This is a genomic window from Danxiaibacter flavus, assembly GCF_041060425.1.
Lineage (GTDB): Bacteria > Bacteroidota > Bacteroidia > Chitinophagales > Chitinophagaceae > Danxiaibacter > Danxiaibacter flavus.
The window spans coordinates 70,282-90,438 of sequence record NZ_JAULBC010000014.1 but is presented as its reverse complement, the minus strand read 5'-3'; the positions used below and the strand labels follow the sequence as shown (position 1 = coordinate 90,438).

Here is a 20,157-nt window from a genome sequence, read left to right as displayed (position 1 = left end):
CATAAGGCCGAATAGAAGATTCGATCGAAAAAAGCGGCTTAAAAGGCCGCCTTCCATGAATTATAAACAACTTTAGTTCTTATTTCAACGACATTGATTGACCATTCATTATTCACTTCTTAATCGTTCCAAGCTCCAATATTCTACAAATAAAAATCCCGGAAGAAACTCCCGGGATGATAATATAAATATCTCTTTATTCGCTATGCTAATTGCGTGTTTTTAGCCTGTGTGTAATGCTTAACCAGGTAATACCCTCCAAACAAAACAGTGGAGAAAAACAATGTAGCATATACGCTGCTGGGGTAGAATGGTAATGCGTCTGAGTAGCACATCATCAAACCTTCAAATGTTCTCGGACGGTTCAGTCCTCTTGTTCCTGTCCAGCCAGACCAAACGATGAAGTTTGATAAAATAAAGTATACAGTCGGAGACGCCACTGAAGCTACCAGCACATTCACTACGTTTATCTTTTTAATTAAAAAACCAATTGTAGTCAGACCGGCAAATAACAGGTAGTTCTGCCATTGACCCTCATAAAAACCGTATATGGGTGATAAGCCATTTATATACAATACCTGGTATAAGAGGTCACTGATAAACATGGATACTATTGGAAGGATGAACGCCCATTTTTTGTTTTTCACAAACAAGGCGCCTCCAAAAATGGCCATAGCGTACTGAGGTGCAAAACCGTATTGCCTTGTTGGCAAAACTCTGTATAAGGAAGCAACCAATACAAGCAAAACAAGTGCTATGATAACGGATTTTGAAACTTTCATTTGTCTATTTTTTAGTTGTCAGCGTTCAGGATATGTATAAAAACCGGAACACAAAAATAAGTTTTAATTGTTATGGAACAAAGGCCTTATATGCCAGCACGCGGCTGCCGGTGGAAATGGTATAGCTTTCGCCCTGCAAAATGGCTAACGCTTCACCTTTTTTCGCTTCCACGGAGTTTGCGCCCGCAACGGTAAGTTCACCGTCAATTACAACTATGATCTCCAGTGAGGAGGCCTTGCCCGAATAGGTCTGGTCTCCGGAAAGTTCAATTTTGCTAATGCCGAAATCAGGAACCGGGCAATTGTAAACCTTTTCGCCATTGGTATCTTTTCCCTTCATCAGATGAGGATCAATGCCCTGAAAAGTTGTGTGTTTAAGCAATTCCGGAACATCCACGTGTTTCGGTGTAAGGCCGCCGCGAAGAACGTTGTCGCTATTAGCCATTAGTTCCACATTTTGCCCCTCAAGGTAAGCATGAGGAATTCCGGCTCCCTGGAAAACAGCTTCGCCCTGCTCCGCCTTTACAATATTGAAAAAGTAAATGGAAAATACACCGCGATCAATTGAACTAATTGAGTCTTCCTTACCATCAAACAGCTTGCAAACCCACCAGCCGGGCTCATCCTTGGATAAATCTCCACTCGCTTTTCTTTTTAATTCCTTTTCAACCAGCGGGCGCAGAATTTCATCCACCTTATCCTGTGGCAGTTCCATTACATGTTGATATAATCCTTTGTAGCTCTTTTCAAGGAACAGCTCTTCAAGCTCCGCAAACTCAGCAATAGTCTTTAAAGTGATCATTAATTCGTCTTTGGGTTTAAAGCCGTGTAACAGCCAAAACTCACTGAGCGCAACCATCACCTCAGGTTTGTGATTTTTATCTTTATAGTTTCGGTTTGGTGCATTCAGTGGAACGCCTACTGTTTCCTCTGCCGCAAATCCTTTTTCTGCTTCTTCTTTGGTGGGATGTACCTGGATACTTAGCATTTCATGTACATCAAGTATTTTAAACAAATACGGAAGTTCTCCGAATTGCTTTTGAACCTTTTCTCCGATAAATTCCTCCGGGTAATCCTTAATCAGTACATCCAGGGAAAGCGTTCCGTTAGGTGTTTGAATTTCCGACGGAGCTGAAGGATGTGCACCCATCCAGTATTCAGCATAAGGCTTGTTATCCTTGTTTTCTTCACCAAGCCAGGAAGGAATATAAGAAAATCCACCCCATGCATAATGTTGCACCTTTCCTTTCAGTTTGAAAATTTTATCTTGCAAAAAGCTCATGATAAATAAGTTTAACCCGCAAATTAATACAATGCATCATAATAAGCTCACAGGAAATAAGGGAGAACAAATGGCTGCCGCATATTTACATGAAAATGGCTATGAAATTCTGGAATTAAACTGGCGTTACGGCCATTGGGAAGTGGATATTATTGCCGCTAAAGGAAGAATGTTGTATTTCTTTGAAATCAAGACCAGAACTTCTGATCGGTTCGGTTATCCCGAGGAAAGCATCAGCAAAAAGAAGATGCAAAATCTTCGTAATGCCGCAGAGCAGTACCAGGAACTTTATCCTGACTGGAAATACCTTCAGTTTAACGTGCTTGCGATTACCATGCAGTCCGGAAAAGCGGTGGAGTATTTTATGTTGGAGGATGTGTATTTCTAGCTGTGAGCTATCAGCTGTCAGCTATGAGCTAAGAGGTGTCAGGTGTAAGGTATCAGGTGTAAGGTATAAGGTGTGAGGTGTAAGGTGTGAGGTGTAAGGATAGGTGCCAGGTAAACGAATAACCTATTTCTTCCCTAAGCCTTATGCCTCTGACCTTATACCTTCATGTCTTCCTCCCATTGCGATTTAATGCTGAGTAGTTTCATTACATATGGAATCAACGCAACAAGCTCAAGTCTGATAGTGAAGCCGGTAAAATTTGTAAACAAAGGAAGTAACGTCGCGAATGTGCAGGCAGCTATGCCTGTAAATCCGTCAGTTAATCCTAATTTGATTGCCCAATCTTTTTCTTTCAGTAATCCAAAAGCCACAATGCCTTTTAAAGCAAAGGCCAGCATTATCAATATCCCTGTAAGCGAAAATGGAGTTAGCGTTTGAAAGCCATAAAGACTTAATAGCCCGCTTCCGTTAATGAGTGCGAGTATTATAATAATGGGAATTGAACCGGCCATGATCAAAAATATCCAGGCGAATATTTTTATCCATAAAGGAATAAGCTTAATTCTTTTGATCGTGAGCGATTCCAGTTCTTCAGTTAGCAGGTCTTTCTGTTCACTCATGGGTTGCGTTTATGGTTGCTGATTGCTGATCATTTATTTCACTTCCGGAAAATCCTGCTACCAATACATTACGCGTCAATTCATACAATTGTTGTTTTTTTCACATCTTACCAATCTTGCACGTCTCACGTGTCTTACCATCTTACGCGTCTTACGATCTTACTGTCTTACGATCTTACTGTCTTACGGTCTTCCATCCTTTCCATCATCCTCTCCACCATATTATACGTGGCCGGGCAATACTCAATATTTTGTTGATGAACGTGAATATAATCAACCATTTTCTTCTTCTTCAGGTGTGGGAAGCCGGCGCAGTCTTCGGGCCTTACTTCATAGATGGAACATTTGTTGTCTGCCAGGTTTAAAAACTGACAGGGCTGAGATCTGTTCATCCAATCGCGGTCCTTTTTATCATAGTACAACCATTTTTCTTTGAAGGCTTTGGGCGACATGTTCAAAAAAGCAGAAATGCGGGTAATGTCTTTCGTAGTGAAAGTAGGCGTCATTTTTTTACAGCAGTTGGCGCAGCTAAGGCAGTCTGTTACACCCCATACTTCTTTATCGATCTCTTCTGCCATCTGATCAAGATTTTCTGGCGCTTTCTTTTCCACTTTAGCTAAAAAGCGTTTAAAGCCTTTCTTGTTATGGCGGACTTTCTGGGCAAACGAACGGAAATTGACAGGCTGCATATTCACAAAACTTATGTGCCCGCAATATCGTATTTGTTATTGAATTAGCAAGCTTTATTCAATTATCTTGCGGCTTAGTTTTCTTTCAGATTTTAAAGCTGGATATTTTCAATGTGGCAACCGTACAAAAAAGGGTTTAAGGTTTATTTGCAGATGGAGAAATCGCTGAGCGATCACTCCGTGGAAGCTTATTTACGGGATGTTGACAAACTTACAGAATACCTGTCTGCTTCCGGTAACGGCAAATCGCCGCAAGAGGTCCATTTGAATGATCTGCATCACTTCGTTCAGTGGGTTGCAGAGTTGGGTATGACCCCAACATCCCAGGCCAGGATCATCTCCGGCATAAAAGCTTTTTTTAAATACTGTCTGATTGAAAACATCGTTTCTGCAGATCCCTCAACTTTGCTTGAAGCACCTAAGTTAAAAAGGGCCTTACCCGATGTATTGAGTTTTGAAGAGATTGAGGCCATCATTTCGCAAATAGACCACAGCAAACCAGACGGAGGAAGAAACAAGGCAATTCTTGAAACATTATATAGCTGCGGCCTTCGCGTTAGCGAACTTGTGAACCTTAAAATCAGTGCCCTCTATTTGGATGTTGGTTTTATAAGAGTTATCGGAAAGGGAGATAAAGAAAGACTTGTGCCTATAGGTAGTGAAGCAATCAAATACATCAAAATATACCGGGAGAACATTCGTGTTCACCAGCCGGTACAAAAGAACTTTGAAGACATATTGTTCCTGAACAAACATGGCAAATCGCTAAGCCGCATCATGATTTTTTACATCATTAAGGAGTTGGCAAAAAAGGCAGGCATTACAAAAAATATATCACCGCACACTTTCCGTCATTCCTTTGCCACACATCTTGTTGAAGGTGGTGCAGATCTCCGCGCCGTACAGGAAATGTTAGGGCATGAAAGTATTACTACTACGGAGATTTATACCCACCTGGACAGGGATTTTTTAAGAGATACATTGAATCGGTATCATCCGGCATTTGGGAAGATGAAGAAATAGCTTGAGCTTAAAGCTTAAAGCCCAAAGCTCAAAACCCAAAGTCAATAGTAGCGTTCACTTTGAAATATATCTCCTGGGAATATTCTCTGTGCAACTCAGTGTCTCCTCCGTGACACTCCGTGTAACTGTATTTTGGTTTCCATGAGAATAATAACCTCAACTGGAATATTCTTCAAAAAAAATAGCTGCGAAGCAATAGCCCCGCAGCCGTATGCTGGTGTTAGGAGTGAACATTTTTGCAGGTCGTCTCTGCTATTCAGAATCATCATCAACGGGCACTACCTGAACTTTTGATACATCTTTCTTTTTTGATAGAGCCGATGCCTTTTCAACCAACTGTATAAACTCTTTTCTATATCCCTCTTTGTCATTGGCAAGTGCCCCGCCTGCCAAAGATGAAATGAGTTTATAATCCGCAGCTCCTTTGTATTTTGAATCGCGTAACAACATGCCAAATGCTGCAACTGCCGAAGCAAAACGGAAGTTGGCTGAGGTTGATTTTATGTCAACTGTTTTTTCAATCAGAGGGTATTGTAAAAGTTTACTAACATCTTCTCCGGGATTCTTGTATCGTAACCTGATATTTACTAACTCATCCTTAAATGCATTCACTTTTACAGTTTTTGAAGGATCCTGGTAACGTAAAGGGTCAACGTTATCGGTCGAAGGATCAGTTACGTCTGCAGGTACCACTTCATATAGCGCTGTAACTGTATGGCCGCTGCCTAATTCACCCGCATCTTTTGTGTCATTATTAAAATCTTCTTTAGCTAAAAGCCTGTTTTCATAGCCAATAAGCCTGTACGACTGCACTTTCAGCGGGTTAAATTCTATTTGCAGCTTAACATCTTTGGCTATTGCAAATAAAGTGCCACCAAATTCGCTTACAAGTACCTTTCTGGCTTCTGTAAGGCCATCAATATAAGCGTGGTTGCCATTTCCTTTATCAGCCAGCTTTTGCATTTTGCTGTCTTTATAATTGCCCATACCATAGCCCAATACTGTTAAAAACACGCCGCCTTCTCTCTCCTTTTCAATTAATCTTTCCAGGTCGTCATCACTGCTCATACCAACATTAAAATCGCCATCTGTGCAAAGAATTACACGGTTATTGCCATTTTTAATAAAGTTCTTCCGCGCAATTTTGTACGCTAATTGAATGCCTTCTCCACCCGCTGTAGAACCACCGGCCTGTAACTGGTCAATAGCCTGTTTAATGGTTATTGTTGACTCGCCGGAGGTAGAAGGCAATACAACTCCCGCATTGCCGGCATATACAACAAGTGCAACCTTGTCTTGCGGCCGCAGTTGATCTGTCAAAAGTTTTAAAGAAGATTGCACGAGCGGCAATTTATTGGGTTCGTCCATGCTACCACTTACGTCAACAAGAAAGACCAGGTTTGCCGGCGGTAATGATTCGGCGGGTATTTTTTTCCCCTGTAATCCAATGAGCAATAATTTGTGTTGTTGATTCCATGGACATGCAGCAAGCTCTGTGTTTACGCTAAAAGGTGCATTGTTTACAGGTTGCGGATACTGATACGTAAAATAGTTCACCATTTCTTCAATCCGCACAGCTCCCGGAGGAGGTAACTGACCATCATTGACGAAGCGCCTGATATTACTGTAAGATGCTGCATCCACATCAATACTGAAGGTCGACAACGGATTGTCCTTTGCTTTCAGAAACGGGTTATCCGTTATATGATCATAAGATTCCGTATTGAAATTGTCATTATAGCGCCATGATGAATCTGCATTATCATAAGCCCGCGCTCCGGTTCCTGGTTCGGCTCTTCGCATCTTCGCGGCATATCCTGTAACGACGATATCTGACGATTTCATGTGTAATGTCAGCGGGGTGCTGGCGCTGCCTGCTTCAGCCTTTGCTTCTTCGTTCGGGAGCAGGTTTATTTCCTGCACCTGGGATGTTGCGATCTTTAATGAAATATTTAGTTGATTTTTTTGTCCCACGCGTACCTCTTTACTTTGATAACCGGCATAGGTGATAATAAGAATGGCCTTGTTATCTGGTACCACAATTTTGAAAGTGCCGTTTAGGCCGGAAATTGTTGAGATGTTGGAGCCTTTTAATAAAATGCCCGCACCGGCTAAGGGCTGATTGTTTTTTCCTGTTATAGTTCCGGTAATTGTTCTTGCAACGGGAAAAGTAAAGGCAAAAGCCAGCATGCTAAGCAAAAAGCTTAGGAAAAGCATCCTTTTCATAACATTGATTTTAATTGATGATAAAAGGGTACGGATCTTTTTTTACAGGTATTTTTTTGTTGTTTTGAGTAGGATGCGCGTTTGTTAGGGATTACATAAACATCTGGTACTTTTTTTCAGGAATTGTATTTTTGTTTGACAATAAAGAGATTGATACCACTACAGCACATAAGAAAAACTGAAGAAACGGACGAAGCGCTTTTACAGGCTTACAAACAAACTGGCGATCAGGAGTTGCTGGCACGTTTATATCTGCGTTATTCAGACCTTGTGTATGGTACCTGCCTTAAATATCTGAAGGACGGCGAACTGGCCAAAGATGCTGTAATGAATATTTACCATGAATTGTTGTTAAAACTAAATAACCATAGTGTTGACAATTTTAAAGGATGGCTTTATGTACTGGCGAAAAACCATTGCCTAATGTATTTGCGGAGCGCTAAAAAAAATGTTACAGTTGAGTTTCAGCAGGAAATTATGCAATCAGTGGAATTTTCGCATCTTGACAATGTGCTGGAGCGCGAGCAGGAATTTAAGAGTCTTGAAAATTGCATAGAAACATTGTCTGCAGATCAAAAATTAAGTATCCGGCTTTTTTACCTGGAGAGCAAATGTTACAATGAAATTGTAGAGGAAACGGGGTTGGAGTGGAATAAGGTGAGAAGCCTGATCCAGAACGGCAGGCGAAATCTTAAAATTTGCATGGAAAAAAATGGCTGATGAATATTCACATATCAACTATTCAATAGCAGATATCGAAAAATACCTGAGCGGTCGCATGACTGCGAAGGAGATGCATGATCTGGAAAGGGCCGCACTCAGCGATCCTTTTCTTGCGGATGCTATTGAAGGTTATCGTGAAGCAGATATAAGCCAGTCATATAAACATCTGGATGAAATCAGTGCAATGCTTCGTCAGGATAAAAACGAGACTAAAGTAATTCCCATTCTTGTGAGGAAAAATGGCTGGTGGCGTATAGCAGCATCTGTTATTTTATTGGCGGGAATTGGTACTATAAGTTGGCTCCTGATAAAAGAAAATAATTCGGCAACGGGCCTGGCTGTCGCTCAGGAAAAAAGGCAGCCCGCACAATCTGCCGATACTGTTGCTAATGAACAAAAAACTGAGCCGCCGGTAATCGCTAAAAATGAAGTTATCCGGCAAGCACAAAAAAATAAGGAAGTAGCGGCTGAAAGGGAACAACGTGCAAAACTTGCCCGGGCTGAGGCTAACGCCGCAAAAAAAGAAGAATTGAAGGCCGCGAAAGTAGCCCGCGATGAAGAAGCTGTTGCAGCACGGGCGGATTTACTTGAAGAAAAAACAAAAAGCGATACGATTAAAGAAATATCACCGGCAATATCAAATGGATCAAAGGCGCTACGAAATGTAACGTCCGGTACGCAGCGTGGTTTTGCTGCACCTTTAAAGACATATGTCTTTAAAGGGAAGGTATCCGATGAAAATCATTTGCCGGTGCCAAACGCAACTATTGCATTTACGAACACAAAAGCAGGAACCGTGACTGATATGGATGGCAATTTTGCCATCGTGTCGCAGGATTCTACAGCAATGGTTTCAGTTTCGTCAATCGGTTACGCGGACAAAAATGTACTCCTGAAGCAGGATTCAAACAATGCAATTACCATTTCCGAAAGCGGAGAATCCCTGGCTGAGACAGTAGTGATGGATTATGTAAGCAGAAAAATGAAAAAGACTGATAGCCTGGCCAGCCCGGTTACCGGATGGGAGTCTTTCGATAAATATGTTGCTGAAAAAATGAAGAAAAAATATGATTCTACTGCGAGTATGTCGGATTTAAATGGTGATGTGATGATAGAATTCCTGGTCGACAATAAAGGGAAGCCTTACAGCTTTAAAGTTTTAAAGTCATTGAATGGCGATGCTGATAAAATTGCCGTAGACATTATTAAAGGGGGACCTGCCTGGACAAGCGACAAAAAAAGAAAGAAAGGTAAGGTCACCATTCACTTTTAAGTTGAAAAAATAGTCGTTTCATCCCGATTTTTTCCATCCGCTAATTCATTTCTTCCCGTCCATAAATAAATTGACACATTTCCGTATTTCCCGTTGGTTATTAACTACATTCTATTAGGTTTGCAATTCAATGTTGTTTAGTTAAGTGGAAAAAAACATTCTCTTTGTTTAGACTGCATTGTTGATTGATTACCGGAAGAACACCCTGTCTGTCGGCATTTATTAAACTAAAAACAAGCATATGAAGAAGCACATGCTAATTGCTGCTTTCGTGGTCTCTGCCTTTGTTACTCAGGCGCAGGTTAAAATGCCACAACCAAGTCCAACAACAAACATCAAACAGGATTTTGGAACAGGTCAGATTGAACTGACTTACTCAAGGCCATCATTAAGAGGAAGAGCTGTATTTGGCGACAACACGCCGCTTGCTCCTATTGGAAAAGTATGGAGAACCGGCGCAAATGCTGCCACGTTAATCCATTTTACTGACCCTGTAACAATCGGAACCACTAAAATTGATTCAGGTAGCTATGTTATTTACACTGTACCGGGAAGTTCTGAATGGGAGGTGATTTTTAATAAGGGATTGAAAAACTGGGGCGCTGATGGTTACAAAGAATCTGATGATGTTGTAAAAATGAAAGTGCCTTCTTTCAACATGAATGAAAACCTGGAAACATTTACTATGCTTTTTGGTGATCTGAAAGATGAAAGCTGTAACCTGTTTTTGCTTTGGGGAAGCACAGGTGTAGCGATACCTATTTCTACTAACGTGGTTGAAAAGGTTAGAGGCCAGATTGAAGCTGCAATGAAAACCGATAAAAAACCGTATTGGGATGCAGCAAGGTTCTACTATGAGTATGACAAGAACTATCCCAAAGCATTGGAAAATGTAAACAGTGCATTGGCTTCAAACCCTGATGCATTCTGGATGTACCTTATGAAGGCAAGGATTCAGAAAGAAATGAAGGATAGCAATGGCGCAAAAGCCAGCGCAACCAAATGTGTTGAAGCTGCTACCAAAGCCAAGAACGATGAATATGTAAAGATGGCAAACGAGCTGATTAAGACGTTATAAGAAAAGAAAGAATTTGAAAAAAAGGCCGCTTCTTTGGAAGTGGCTTTTTTTGAAGACAGTAAGACCGTAAGATAGTAAGACCGTAAGACGTGTAAGACATGTAAGATCGTAAGACAGTAAAAAAAATAAGCCACTCCAGGAATAGAGCGGCTAAGGTTTTAGCATATAACCTCCAACAACAAGTTTAATATCCGGATTCCAGGTAGTGTTTTAGCAACGCTGTTTTCGGATTGTTGAAAATTTCTTCCGCATCGCCGTGTTCTACAATCTCACCGTAGTACATGAACACAACATAATCAGCAAGACGCTTTGCCTGCCTCAATATATGCGTAACCAATATGATGGTATAGTCATTTTTTAATTTGATGAACTCTTCCTCAATCACCTTGCTTGAAATAGGATCGAGCGCTGAAGTAGGTTCATCTGCAAGAATAATTTCAGGCTCAACTGCCAGGCCCCGCGCAAGACAAAGACGTTGCTGCTGACCTATGGATAAACTGTTGGCAGAATGGGATAAACGGTCTTTTACTTCATCCCAGAGTGCCACATCGCGCAAATGTTTTTCAACCTTTGCCTCCAGTATTTTTTTATTGCGAATACCTTTTAGTTTAAGTCCGTAAGTAATATTTCCCGCAATAGACATGGGCAACGGGAAAGGCCTTTGCAACAGCAATCCCATCTTTTGCCTTATTTCCGTTATATCGCGTGGTGTATTTAAAATGTCTTCATTGTCAATAAAAATTGAACCGTCCAGCCGCAAATCACTATATAAATCAGTTAGCCTGTTCAGGCATTTCAATAAAGTGGTCTTACCACAACCGGATGGTCCCAGCAAAACAGTTATTTTATTTTTCGGAACGGAAAGATGAATGTTCTTTAGAATTTGTGCATTCTTGCTAAATACATTCAGGCCCTTTACTTCCACAATGGGCTGCGTCAATCCTTCTCCGTAATGTTCATACGGATGGATGATCCCTTTGAGTGTTGCGGTTGTTTGTTCCATGCTGTTGTTGATTATGATTGCCTGGTATGTCTATTAAGCAACCTTGTTAATACGCTAACTACTAATATGATAATGGTTAACAAAAGTGCAGCTGCATAAGCCCTGCTTTGAACCTCTTTAACCGGTGAACCCAACTGAAAAAATATGGCCAGGGGAAGCGTCGCTGCCGGTTCTTGTATGCTTGACGGAACATAGTCAGTAAATCCGGTTGTAAACAGTACGGAAGCTGCATCGCCTATCCCTCTGCCGAAAGCTAACAGTATTGCTGTCGCAAAAGCAGGCAATGCTTTTCTTAAGAAAATATGGAAGGCGGTTTCCGTTTTTGTGGCGCCCAGTGCGTAAGCGGCTTCCTGCAAACCAATGGGAATTGTTTTGAGCACTTCGTCCATGGCGCGGATCATGATTGGTGCTATCATCACTGCAACAGTAATGATGCCTGCTATCAGAGAAGTCCTTAAACCCGCAAACATCATAATGGTGAATGCAAACGCTCCGTATACTATAGACGGGATGCCCCACAATACATCAAGAAAAAATCTTATGGCATTTGCCCGGCGTGGATATTTTCTCAGGTAAACATTGATAAAAAGCGCAACAGGAAGGCTGATGGCAAATGATAAGATTGTTGCCGCTACTGCCAGGTAAAAAGAGCCTGCTATCGCATTTAGAATCCCGCCTTCTTTACCAAAATAAAATCCTCCTTTTGGTTCATCCGTGATCATCTGCCAGGATAATGCAGCAAATCCTTTTGAAGCTATGCTCCATATGATGTGCAATAAAAGAAACACGATAAAGAGCGTTATGCCTGCTGACAGGTAACGAAACATTTTTTCCTCGAATCTTTTCTTCCCTTTCCTCATAGCGCTTCCGATTTATAAATAATGTATCTGAACAGAAAATTAAAAGCCAGTATGATTGCAAACAGAAGTAGCGCACCAAACATAAGGGCAGCGTCATATGAAGGAATACTCATCATTTCACCATAATTATTTGCTATCAGCGATGGCAATGTATAACCTGATGAAAAAGCATTCTTCGGCAATTGCACAACGTTACCTACAACCATTAGCACTGCAATTGTTTCGCCCAGCGCTTTTGAGAATCCCAGTCCAATGGCAGAAATAATTCCCGATAAGCCTTTTCTGAGAATAATGTGTTTTATTGTTTCCCACCTTGTTGCACCCAGTGATAAAGATGCTTCCTGTAATTCAACCGGTATTTGCCGGAACACTTCCAGTAACATGTTTAAAACATAAGGAATGGTCATTACTGCAAGCACGAGTGCAGCTGCGAGAATGCTAAAGCCGGTAGTTTCTTTATTCAATATAGCACCGAGACTGCTTACGAAAGGAACCATCACCAATATGCCCCACACACCATAAATTACCGATGGAATGCCGGCAAGAATATCAATTACAGGGCGCATCAGTTTTAACGCCCAACGTGGCGCGAACTGCGATAAGTATATTGCTGACAGCAGGCACACAGGTGCTGCAATTACAATGGCCAGAATCGTAACCCACAAAGAGCTTATGATAAATGGCCAGAAGCCAAACTTATTTTGAGAGGGCGCCCAGTTACCGGAAAACAGTAAATCGAGTAATGAATGTTCATGCAATAGCCCTTTTGATTTTAGCACCAGGCCAACGCCTATTGCCAACGGAAGCAACAAAAAGAAGGCAAGGCTAAAGATCATCCAGCCTGAGGAAAGTTTATCTGCCAGTTTTCTTTTTAATTGCATGTGACTAATGAATGATGATTGATTGATTTTAGTTCAGTTTTTTGAGTTCTTCCTGCACGCGTTCTTTTGATAAAGGCACAAATCCCGATTCTGCGACATATTGTTGTCCATCGCTCAACACCCATTTTATGAAATCAACTACCTCTTTTCGCTGAGGTTTTCCTTTCGATATGTAGTATAGCTCTCTAACAGGTGGCGCAGGATAACGTCTGTCATGAATAGCATTTAAAATTGTTGGAAGATCCTGGTAGAAGTTTTCTTCTGGTTCAATCTTTCCGTTCCCATTCAAATCGATCGGAATAATTTCTATACCCGGATGTTTTTTGCCGGATTTAAGATCGTATATGTACAACGTATTATTAAAGCCAATACTGTTTTTATCCTTTATTACCGCATCAGCCAGGCCCGGATCTCCGAAAATGCCAACACCTTTTAAATCTTCCTGTTTCTTTCCAAAGAAGGCAGCCCAGGAATCAGCGGCGCCGCTTGCATCAGATCTGGTATAGGCAGTGATTTTGCTGGCATCTTTTGCAGTGGGAGCATAAATCTCTTTCCAGGTTTTAATGGACTGGTCAACAAAAATGGCTTTGAACTGATCTTTAGTTAAGCCTTTTGCCCTGATCGAATCAATAAAAGGATTTTCTGAACTTACGGTTGGAAAAACGGCATCTTGTGTAAGGGAGATCCACCAAACACCTTTTTGCTTTTCTACTTCAGTAATCTCCCGTGAAAACATACCGACATCAACTGCATTGGAAAGTGCATCCGCCATTCCTTTACCTGCGCCACCGGCCTGCACATCAAATCTTAGATGCTCATGCTTTTTGTTGTATTCATCACCCCATTTAATCGTTAATGGATATAGCGCAAATGCGCCCGAAAACGAAATGTGCTGATTCTTTGATCTGCTACAGGAAGAAAATAAAACCGCCAGGATGGCTATGTGCAACAACCTTTTGTTTAACATCCGTTTCTAATGATTTAGGCGAAAATAAGACTTAATTATATTAAATCTATAAATTTAGTAGGAATTAATTTTTTTGAAAGACTATGACCGCGGTTTATCGAGCGTTGGACCAATCGTGAAAGGATGCTCTTACCCTGCTAAATCCAGGATGGAAAGAATTTTCGCGACTTAATCAAAAGTTTTTAATTTCTTGCTCAAAAGTCTCTTTGGATATGCCAAGTGTTTTTAGATTGGTATGAATATGGAGTACAGGCACATCCTTATAATTACATCTGACTGTTATAGTACGTGTCAGGCGTTTAGGGTGACCTTTGGGGTAGTTGTAATGATATTGAGGTCAACTGTTGCCGGAGGTTCTGCCTTTATATGATTCTTTTGATCTATTACCGTCCAACCATGTCTCTTTAAATCTTCTTTCAAGGATTGATTTTTCTTACAATATTCCAGGTATGCATCTATAACCTCATCAAAGCCGGTCCTTGCTTCGTCAATTGTGCTCCCATATGAAGATAACTCCAGGGAAGGGCAATAGGCAACATAAAGATCCTCCTGTTTAAGCACAAGCAGGCTTAATGCTAGTTCTAGTACATTAGCATCGCCATCTGTTTTGCTAAAATTGTCCATTTGCGCTCTTTTTGACTTCTAATACAGACCGAAAATCCAGGTACAATACTGCTCAGAAAATCAAGTTTTTTGAGATTTAAAAGTAGTCTTTTGTTTTGATTTTCAGAATATGCTCCGGAAAACGCTAACAATCAATTTAATCTATTCTTTGATGGGTTAAGACCTAAATGGCAAAAGCAATACTACATGTTTTATTCTATTTGTGATAGTTGGGAACAAATATTATATCATTAATCAATCTCCTTAACCTCGATAATTCTTGAAGAGCGGCCTTGTAAATTCACTGTCCAGGCGCCATTTATTTTTCCAAGGCTTTCGCCGGTAATATGATCGACTAGCTCGCTTGTTTTTTCAAGATGAATTGTCCGTATAGCAGGCTTATCGTCCCAATTAAACAATGTGTATGTTGTATGTCCATCGGCTAGTGTTTTGCCTACTTCAAAATTTTCATTCTCAAAACGTGCCGCCACTCCGGTTGGCTTGGCAAGTTTTCTCAGAATAGCCAAGCGATGTGGTGTTATTTTAGTAAGATCATCTCCGCTTAAAACCATTCCTCCTGATGCGTAGATGGTAGCTGCATGGAATAAGAATTCATTTTCAGGAATGAGTCCGGTTGTAATAGTTTTTCCGTCAGCAAGGACGCTGTCTTTAGAATTGGCATCAATCAGCAACAGGCAATCCGGATCGTTCCACCACAAGCGGCCATTCTGCCATCCGCGCAACAAATTTTCCTTACCAATACTTTTGAAACTGTGCCAGCTGCGGTCAATGTCCATTGAACTTCTTGATCCGTGAATGAGCCCGAGTGAAGGCCAAATTGGATGATTACATCCCAGCAGGAACGCATCGCCGGCTCCTCTCATCACTGCTTCCATTCCTTTTCTGTAAGCCTCAACACGGGTCGCATTTTTGTCGTAGTGAACGCCCCCGTGTATGGAGCCCCAATAATTGGCATCCAGTTTAAAATAGGTAACGCCCCATTTCTCATGCATGGTGCGGAAGACTTCAGTAAGATGTTGCTGCACCGCGGGATTGGTTCCATCCAGTACATACCACGGGCCGATGCGCCAGCCGCCAAAGCCAATTTTATCAGAAGATAACGGCTGTCCTTTTTCATCTTTCACAAACCAGTCAGGATGCTCTTTAAGAACGCGTGATTTCGGGCTGGCAATAAAAGGCGCTACCCATATAGCTGGCTGCAATCCTTTATCGCGGATCTGTTTAAGTACGTCAGGCGTTTTGCCGCCAAATGCATTGCCCTCATCCAGCCAGTCGCCCATTTGTGGCTGATAGCCATCATCCAGTTGTATGTATTGAAAAGCAGGAAGATTCTTTGCGATCCAATCAGTATTATCATCCACATTTTTAGCCGTTACTTCAGGACCAAAACAATACCATGAGCACCAGCCGTTGGGCGCAGGATCATGTTGTAATCTCGGATGATTTTGGCTGATGGCTTTGGTAAATTCATCGTATAATTTTTCTCTGTCTTTACCATGTGTTACCATAATTTCTTCCAGCTTCCACGATTGTCCGGGCTGTAATACGATGTCCTCACAATCAAAAGAAATGCGCATCCTGGTCCTGTCATAAGAGAACCGGGAAATAAACTTGTTGCAGGAAGTACTGCCAAGTAAAATTCGTTCTCCATCAGCTAATTGAATGGTGAACATTCCGTAAGAAGTACGCAGTCCCTCTGGTTCGGGAATTTTGTAATGTTTTCTGTCGGGATAAGTGCCGAGATCTGTCGGATTGCCAAGTGTTCCGCCATTTTGCGCCAGCATTTGAAAAGCTTCGCCATACACAGGTGTTGTCGCAGGTAAACCATGGTTAAAATCAAACACAACAACTTCTTTTATGCGTTGCGGTTTTGAAGATTTATTGGTGAGGAGAAAATGACAGATATTTCCTTGCCAGTCACGGGTAAACGCAACGATATTACTACCGGCTTCATTGCCGTCAGCCAGGACAACTTTTGAACGAGATTTTTTTAAGCTGGAAAGAAACATTTCGGCTGGACTGCCGCTTGTCTGTGCATAGCTGAAACCTGTGGCAATGAGCAGCCACGCACAAAAGAAAAGCTTTTTCATATATGGCGAGGTTATTTAAAAGTGATTATCGTCTTTATTCAATTGGGGCACTATCTTACCAGTCAGTAACATAAAAGTCTGACAAACTGAAAAATAGGATAACCGGGGAAATTATTTGTTTTCTATCTCAGTCTTTTTTCCTGCAGATAGTTGCTTGCTCCGTTCAATAATTTCTTTCAGGGTAGCTTTTTTTAGCATATTCACGGTTTCGTTCCGCACATCGGCGAATACGTCCCTGATACCGCAGGTAGCTTCGTCCTTACATTCCTCACATCGTTCATAATACCGGAAAGTAACACAGGGCAATAAGGCGATCGCACCATCAAATAAGCGCATCACATCGGCAATATTTACATCTTCCGGGGGCTTGTGAAGGTAATATCCGCCGGTTTTTCCCTTACGGCTGCTTAAAATACCGGCATTACGCAAGTCAAGCAATATTGCTTCCAGGAACTTACGGGGTATATTCTCACTTTCAGCTATTTTGCTGATCTGGATAGGTTCACGGTTTTCCTGCTCGTATTCCCTTGCAAGGTATACTAGCGCATTAATAGCATATTTCGTTTTCTTAGATAACATGTTGGTGTAAAAATAAGGAAAGGAAACAAAACAGTGTACGATGTTAGATGTACGATGTCAGATGTCTTTAACATCGTACACCGTACATTGTACATCGTACATGGGATCTCTTCTCAAATTATTGTGAATTACCTTCCTCTTTTGCTCATGATGCCGCGGGCGTTGTATATATTTACTTACTAAATATTTGATGCATGTTTAAAAAGCTTTCGAGAGCGTTTTTGGCCGTTGCAGTGTTCATTGTAGTGGCGAAGGTTAACGGGCAGGATCCTTCTGAAAAAATACCATTGGATGCAAAAGTTAAGGTAGGCAAACTTTCTAACGGGCTTACCTATTACATCCGCCAGAATAAAAAGCCGGAAAATAAGGTTGAGCTACGGTTGGTGGTTAATGCCGGGTCTATACTGGAAGACAGTGATCAGCAGGGGCTTGCACACTTTACAGAGCATATGGCATTTAACGGATCCAAACATTTTAAGAAAAATGAACTCGTAAATTTTCTGCAGAAAATAGGAGTTGAGTTTGGTGCGGACCTTAACGCTTATACAGGCTTTGATGAAACAGTATACATTCTGCCAATACCATTAAGTGATACCGGCAATTTTAGAAAAGGCATGCAGGTGCTGCAGGATTGGGCATCTAACCTTACAATGGACAACACCCAGATTGATGGTGAAAGAGGTGTGGTGCTGGAAGAAAGCAGGCTGGGCAAAGGTGCTGAAGACAGGATGTTCCGCAAGATTTACCCGCTTCAGTACGAAGGTTCCAAATATGCCGAACGTATTCCGATCGGTAAGGACAGCATCCTGAAAAACTTCAAGTACGATGCCATTAAACGTTTTTATAAAGACTGGTATCGTCCGGATTTAATGGCCGTAATTGTAGTTGGGGATATTGACCCGGCCAAAGCAGAAAAAATGGTTAAAGATTATTTCGGTTCCCTGAAAAATCCTGCTACACAGAAAGAAAGGACGTTCGCCCAGGTGCTGGCAAGACAAAAAGATACGGCGATTGTTGTGACAGATAAGGAAGCAACCAATTTTGTTGCCGAGATTGATTATCCTTTTTATAAAACAACTCCCGAAACAACGGCAGGGGACTATCGCAAAACATTGGTGAAAGGTTTGTTCACGTCATTGATCAATCAAAGATTGAATGAGTTGACACAAAGCAGCAATCCTCCTTTCTTATATGCGTCCACAGGCTTTAACAGTTATGCACGCGGCTATGAAGGGTTTAGCGGATTTACAGTGGCAGGCCAAAGCGGACCTGACTCTGCACTGATGGCTGTTACTACTGAAATTGAAAGGGCAAAGAAATTCGGCTTTACAAGTGCAGAGCTGGAAAGAGCAAAGAAACAAATGCTGGCTTCCATCGAAAAAATCTATAATGACAGGGAGAAATCAGAATCCGACAATTATGTGCAGGAATATATTGCCCACTTTCTCCAGCAGGAACCAACGCCTGGTATAGAATGGGAGTTTGATCAGTACAAGAAAATGATGCCGACTATTACGATTGATGAAGTGAATGCTGTTGCTGACAAACTAAAACAAAACGAGCATGTTTTTGTAAGCCTGCAAGGCCCGGCACAGAACAGTATTAGTTTGCCGGATAGCAAAGCATTACTCGCAACGGTAGAGGCGGCGAGAAAAGGAGATATTAAACCTTACGAAGAAAAAGCCGTAGCGACAGAGCTTCTATCAACTAAACCAACTCCTGGTACCATTACAAGTGAAGCAAAGAAGGATGTGCTAGGTGTAACGGAGCTAACGTTTGCGAATGGCGCCAAAGTAATTCTTAAGCCGACTGATTTTAAGAATGATGAAATTATCATGAGTGGTTTTCACAAGGGAGGCACTTCATCTTACGGTCCTGAAGATAAGTATAACGGTAGCTATGCTTCTACAATTGTAAACCAAATGGGAATTGGAGACTTCTCTCCGACAGATCTTCGTAAAGCGTTGGCTGGAAAAGTTGCAAGCGCTTCTGCCCGTGTTTCTGGTTTAAGCAGCGGAATTAGTGGTAGCAGCAGCGTGAAAGATTTTGAGACCATGCTTCAGCTGGCTTACCTGGCGTTAACAAATCCAAGAAAAGATGAAGGTTTATTCAACGCCTGGAGGAGCAAGCAAAAATCAGCGGTTCAGTTTGCAATGGCAGATCCGCAAACATATTTTGTAGATACATTTTACCAGGTGATGTATAACAAAAATCCGCTGGCACCCATCGCCGTTCCAAAACCTGAAGACTTTGATAAGATTGATCTGAACAGGTCATTCGAGATATACAAGGCGTGTTTGGCGGATGCAAATGACTTCACTTTTATTATAGTAGGCAGCTTTGATGTTGAGAAAATAAAACCGTTACTCGCGACTTATATCGGCGGACTTCCTTCGCAGCATAAGCCAGCACAATTTAAAGATAACGGTCTGAGGCTTGCAAAGGGTAATATTTCATTCAACGTTAAAAGAGGCACCGAACAAAAAAGTTTGATTGTTCAAATGTATAGTGGCGAAATTGAGTACAATGAAGATCTTGCCTTAAGAGCCAGCGCACTAACTGAAATACTGAATATTAAGATCACAGATGATCTTCGTGAAAAAATGGGCGCCATTTACGGTGGTGGCTTTTCGGGCAGTGTAAATAAATATCCATATAGTTACTACCAGTTCGTTCTCCAACTGCCATGTGGACCAGAGAACGTTGATAAATTATTAGCCGGAGCCAAATCTGAAATAATCAAGATCAAAACAAAAGGACCTGAGCAGACAGATTTGGAAAAGGTGAAGAAAACGTGGTTGGAACAACATAAAGTGCACCTGAAAGAAAATGGTTATTGGGCGGGAGCCTTATATAACATTTATTTCCAGGGAGATGATATTCAAAGAACATTGAACTACGAGAAAAGGGTAAATGCCCTGACTGTTGATAACATAAAAGCAACAGCCAACCAGTTATTTAACGATAAGAACGTGTTACAAGGCGTTTTGTATCCCGAGAAATAAGAATATTCCACAGTGAAAAAGCCATAGATCTTTTCGGTCTGTGGCTTTTTTATTGCTCCAAAAA

Annotated in this window: 18 protein-coding genes; 6 read left to right on the top strand and 12 right to left on the bottom strand. The window is 41.4% G+C overall.

Annotated elements, in window-relative coordinates; translation table 11 throughout:
- Positions 1-203 precede the first annotated feature (203 nt).
- Positions 204-782, bottom strand: coding sequence for a DUF6580 family putative transport protein (locus QTN47_RS27245; RefSeq protein ID WP_369332627.1), 579 nt, complete (start codon positions 780-782; stop codon positions 204-206).
- Positions 783-852: 70 nt separating this feature from the next.
- Positions 853-2,064, bottom strand: coding sequence for a mannose-6-phosphate isomerase, class I (manA, locus tag QTN47_RS27240; protein WP_369332626.1), 1,212 nt, complete (start codon positions 2,062-2,064; stop codon positions 853-855).
- A 31-nt stretch (positions 2,065-2,095) separates the two neighbouring features.
- On the opposite strand from manA, the gene QTN47_RS27235 reads away from it, so the two are divergent.
- The gene (locus QTN47_RS27235; RefSeq protein WP_369332625.1) at positions 2,096-2,452 is read left to right on the top strand and encodes a YraN family protein; all 357 of its coding nucleotides are present in this window, start codon (positions 2,096-2,098) and stop codon (positions 2,450-2,452) included.
- Positions 2,453-2,607: 155 nt separating this feature from the next.
- Here QTN47_RS27235 and QTN47_RS27230 read toward each other — a convergent pair whose 3' ends face one another.
- Complete coding sequence (locus QTN47_RS27230) at positions 2,608-3,072, bottom strand: hypothetical protein (protein WP_369332624.1); 465 nt, start codon at positions 3,070-3,072, stop codon at positions 2,608-2,610.
- 167 nt (positions 3,073-3,239) lie between these two features.
- Entirely contained in the window at positions 3,240-3,761 is a 522-nt protein-coding gene (locus tag QTN47_RS27225; RefSeq protein ID WP_369332623.1) for a YkgJ family cysteine cluster protein, read from the bottom strand.
- A 111-nt stretch (positions 3,762-3,872) separates the two neighbouring features.
- Between QTN47_RS27225 and xerD the strand changes: the two genes are divergently transcribed.
- Entirely contained in the window at positions 3,873-4,784 is a 912-nt protein-coding gene (xerD, locus tag QTN47_RS27220) for a site-specific tyrosine recombinase XerD (protein ID WP_369332622.1), read from the top strand.
- Between the two features lie 252 nt (positions 4,785-5,036).
- On the opposite strand, the gene QTN47_RS27215 is transcribed toward xerD, so the two are convergent.
- Positions 5,037-7,010, bottom strand: a complete 1,974-nt coding sequence (locus tag QTN47_RS27215; RefSeq protein WP_369332621.1) for a YfbK domain-containing protein — start codon at positions 7,008-7,010, stop codon at positions 5,037-5,039.
- A 150-nt stretch (positions 7,011-7,160) separates the two neighbouring features.
- Here QTN47_RS27215 and QTN47_RS27210 point away from each other — a divergent pair, with 150 nt between their 5' ends.
- The 3 genes from QTN47_RS27210 to QTN47_RS27200 all read left to right on the top strand — a co-directional run bounded on the left by QTN47_RS27210 (position 7,161) and on the right by QTN47_RS27200 (position 10,084).
- Positions 7,161-7,730 carry an RNA polymerase sigma factor gene (locus tag QTN47_RS27210; protein WP_369332620.1) on the top strand — a complete coding sequence of 190 codons (570 nt, stop codon included), beginning with the start codon at positions 7,161-7,163 and terminating at the stop codon, positions 7,728-7,730.
- Positions 7,723-9,006 carry a carboxypeptidase-like regulatory domain-containing protein gene (locus QTN47_RS27205; RefSeq protein ID WP_369332619.1) on the top strand — a complete coding sequence of 428 codons (1,284 nt, stop codon included), beginning with the start codon at positions 7,723-7,725 and terminating at the stop codon, positions 9,004-9,006. The genes QTN47_RS27210 and QTN47_RS27205 overlap by 8 nt, the downstream gene beginning before the upstream one ends.
- 241 nt (positions 9,007-9,247) lie before the next feature.
- On the top strand, positions 9,248-10,084 hold the full coding sequence (locus QTN47_RS27200; RefSeq protein ID WP_369332618.1) for a DUF2911 domain-containing protein: 837 nt from the start codon (positions 9,248-9,250) through the stop codon (positions 10,082-10,084).
- Positions 10,085-10,268: 184 nt separating this feature from the next.
- On the opposite strand, the gene QTN47_RS27195 is transcribed toward QTN47_RS27200, so the two are convergent.
- The 7 genes from QTN47_RS27195 to QTN47_RS27165 all read right to left on the bottom strand — a co-directional run bounded on the left by QTN47_RS27195 (position 10,269) and on the right by QTN47_RS27165 (position 17,088).
- Positions 10,269-11,087 (bottom strand): phosphate ABC transporter ATP-binding protein, encoded by an 819-nt coding sequence (locus QTN47_RS27195; protein WP_369332617.1) that lies wholly within the window; start codon positions 11,085-11,087, stop codon positions 10,269-10,271.
- A gap of 11 nt (positions 11,088-11,098) precedes the next feature.
- Positions 11,099-11,947: a phosphate ABC transporter permease PstA gene (gene pstA / locus QTN47_RS27190; RefSeq protein ID WP_369332616.1), complete on the bottom strand. Its 849-nt coding sequence runs from the start codon at positions 11,945-11,947 to the stop codon at positions 11,099-11,101.
- On the bottom strand, positions 11,944-12,828 hold the full coding sequence (gene pstC, locus QTN47_RS27185; protein WP_369332615.1) for a phosphate ABC transporter permease subunit PstC: 885 nt from the start codon (positions 12,826-12,828) through the stop codon (positions 11,944-11,946). The genes pstA and pstC overlap by 4 nt, the downstream gene beginning before the upstream one ends.
- Before the next feature lie 28 nt (positions 12,829-12,856).
- Positions 12,857-13,795: a PstS family phosphate ABC transporter substrate-binding protein gene (locus tag QTN47_RS27180; RefSeq protein WP_369332614.1), complete on the bottom strand. Its 939-nt coding sequence runs from the start codon at positions 13,793-13,795 to the stop codon at positions 12,857-12,859.
- Positions 13,796-14,086: 291 nt separating this feature from the next.
- A complete protein-coding gene (locus tag QTN47_RS27175) occupies positions 14,087-14,419 on the bottom strand; it encodes a hypothetical protein (protein ID WP_369332613.1) in 333 nt (110 codons plus the stop codon).
- A gap of 230 nt (positions 14,420-14,649) precedes the next feature.
- The gene (locus tag QTN47_RS27170; protein WP_369332612.1) at positions 14,650-16,509 is read right to left on the bottom strand and encodes a glycoside hydrolase family 36 protein; all 1,860 of its coding nucleotides are present in this window, start codon (positions 16,507-16,509) and stop codon (positions 14,650-14,652) included.
- A 111-nt stretch (positions 16,510-16,620) separates the two neighbouring features.
- Positions 16,621-17,088, bottom strand: a complete 468-nt coding sequence (locus tag QTN47_RS27165) for an RrF2 family transcriptional regulator (RefSeq protein ID WP_369332611.1) — start codon at positions 17,086-17,088, stop codon at positions 16,621-16,623.
- Positions 17,089-17,282: 194 nt separating this feature from the next.
- On the opposite strand from QTN47_RS27165, the gene QTN47_RS27160 reads away from it, so the two are divergent.
- Positions 17,283-20,093 carry a M16 family metallopeptidase gene (locus QTN47_RS27160; protein ID WP_369332610.1) on the top strand — a complete coding sequence of 937 codons (2,811 nt, stop codon included), beginning with the start codon at positions 17,283-17,285 and terminating at the stop codon, positions 20,091-20,093.
- The last annotated feature ends 64 nt before the right edge of the window (positions 20,094-20,157 follow it).

Excerpts from the sequence above, each read along its gene's own strand:
- QTN47_RS27245 (WP_369332627.1), bottom strand. The coding sequence starts at position 782 with ATGAAAGTTTCAAAATCCGTTATCATAGCACTTGTTTTGCTTGTATTG.
- manA (WP_369332626.1), bottom strand. The coding sequence starts at position 2,064 with ATGAGCTTTTTGCAAGATAAAATTTTCAAACTGAAAGGAAAGGTGCAA.
- QTN47_RS27235 (WP_369332625.1), top strand. The coding sequence starts at position 2,096 with ATGCATCATAATAAGCTCACAGGAAATAAGGGAGAACAAATGGCTGCC.
- QTN47_RS27230 (WP_369332624.1), bottom strand. The coding sequence starts at position 3,072 with ATGAGTGAACAGAAAGACCTGCTAACTGAAGAACTGGAATCGCTCACG.
- QTN47_RS27225 (WP_369332623.1), bottom strand. The coding sequence starts at position 3,761 with ATGCAGCCTGTCAATTTCCGTTCGTTTGCCCAGAAAGTCCGCCATAAC.
- xerD (WP_369332622.1), top strand. The coding sequence starts at position 3,873 with ATGTGGCAACCGTACAAAAAAGGGTTTAAGGTTTATTTGCAGATGGAG.
- QTN47_RS27215 (WP_369332621.1), bottom strand. The coding sequence starts at position 7,010 with ATGAAAAGGATGCTTTTCCTAAGCTTTTTGCTTAGCATGCTGGCTTTT.
- QTN47_RS27205 (WP_369332619.1), top strand. The coding sequence starts at position 7,723 with ATGGCTGATGAATATTCACATATCAACTATTCAATAGCAGATATCGAA.
- QTN47_RS27200 (WP_369332618.1), top strand. The coding sequence starts at position 9,248 with ATGAAGAAGCACATGCTAATTGCTGCTTTCGTGGTCTCTGCCTTTGTT.
- QTN47_RS27195 (WP_369332617.1), bottom strand. The coding sequence starts at position 11,087 with ATGGAACAAACAACCGCAACACTCAAAGGGATCATCCATCCGTATGAA.
- pstA (WP_369332616.1), bottom strand. The coding sequence starts at position 11,947 with ATGAGGAAAGGGAAGAAAAGATTCGAGGAAAAAATGTTTCGTTACCTG.
- pstC (WP_369332615.1), bottom strand. The coding sequence starts at position 12,828 with ATGCAATTAAAAAGAAAACTGGCAGATAAACTTTCCTCAGGCTGGATG.
- QTN47_RS27180 (WP_369332614.1), bottom strand. The coding sequence starts at position 13,795 with ATGTTAAACAAAAGGTTGTTGCACATAGCCATCCTGGCGGTTTTATTT.
- QTN47_RS27175 (WP_369332613.1), bottom strand. The coding sequence starts at position 14,419 with ATGGACAATTTTAGCAAAACAGATGGCGATGCTAATGTACTAGAACTA.
- QTN47_RS27170 (WP_369332612.1), bottom strand. The coding sequence starts at position 16,509 with ATGAAAAAGCTTTTCTTTTGTGCGTGGCTGCTCATTGCCACAGGTTTC.
- QTN47_RS27165 (WP_369332611.1), bottom strand. The coding sequence starts at position 17,088 with ATGTTATCTAAGAAAACGAAATATGCTATTAATGCGCTAGTATACCTT.
- QTN47_RS27160 (WP_369332610.1), top strand. The coding sequence starts at position 17,283 with ATGTTTAAAAAGCTTTCGAGAGCGTTTTTGGCCGTTGCAGTGTTCATT.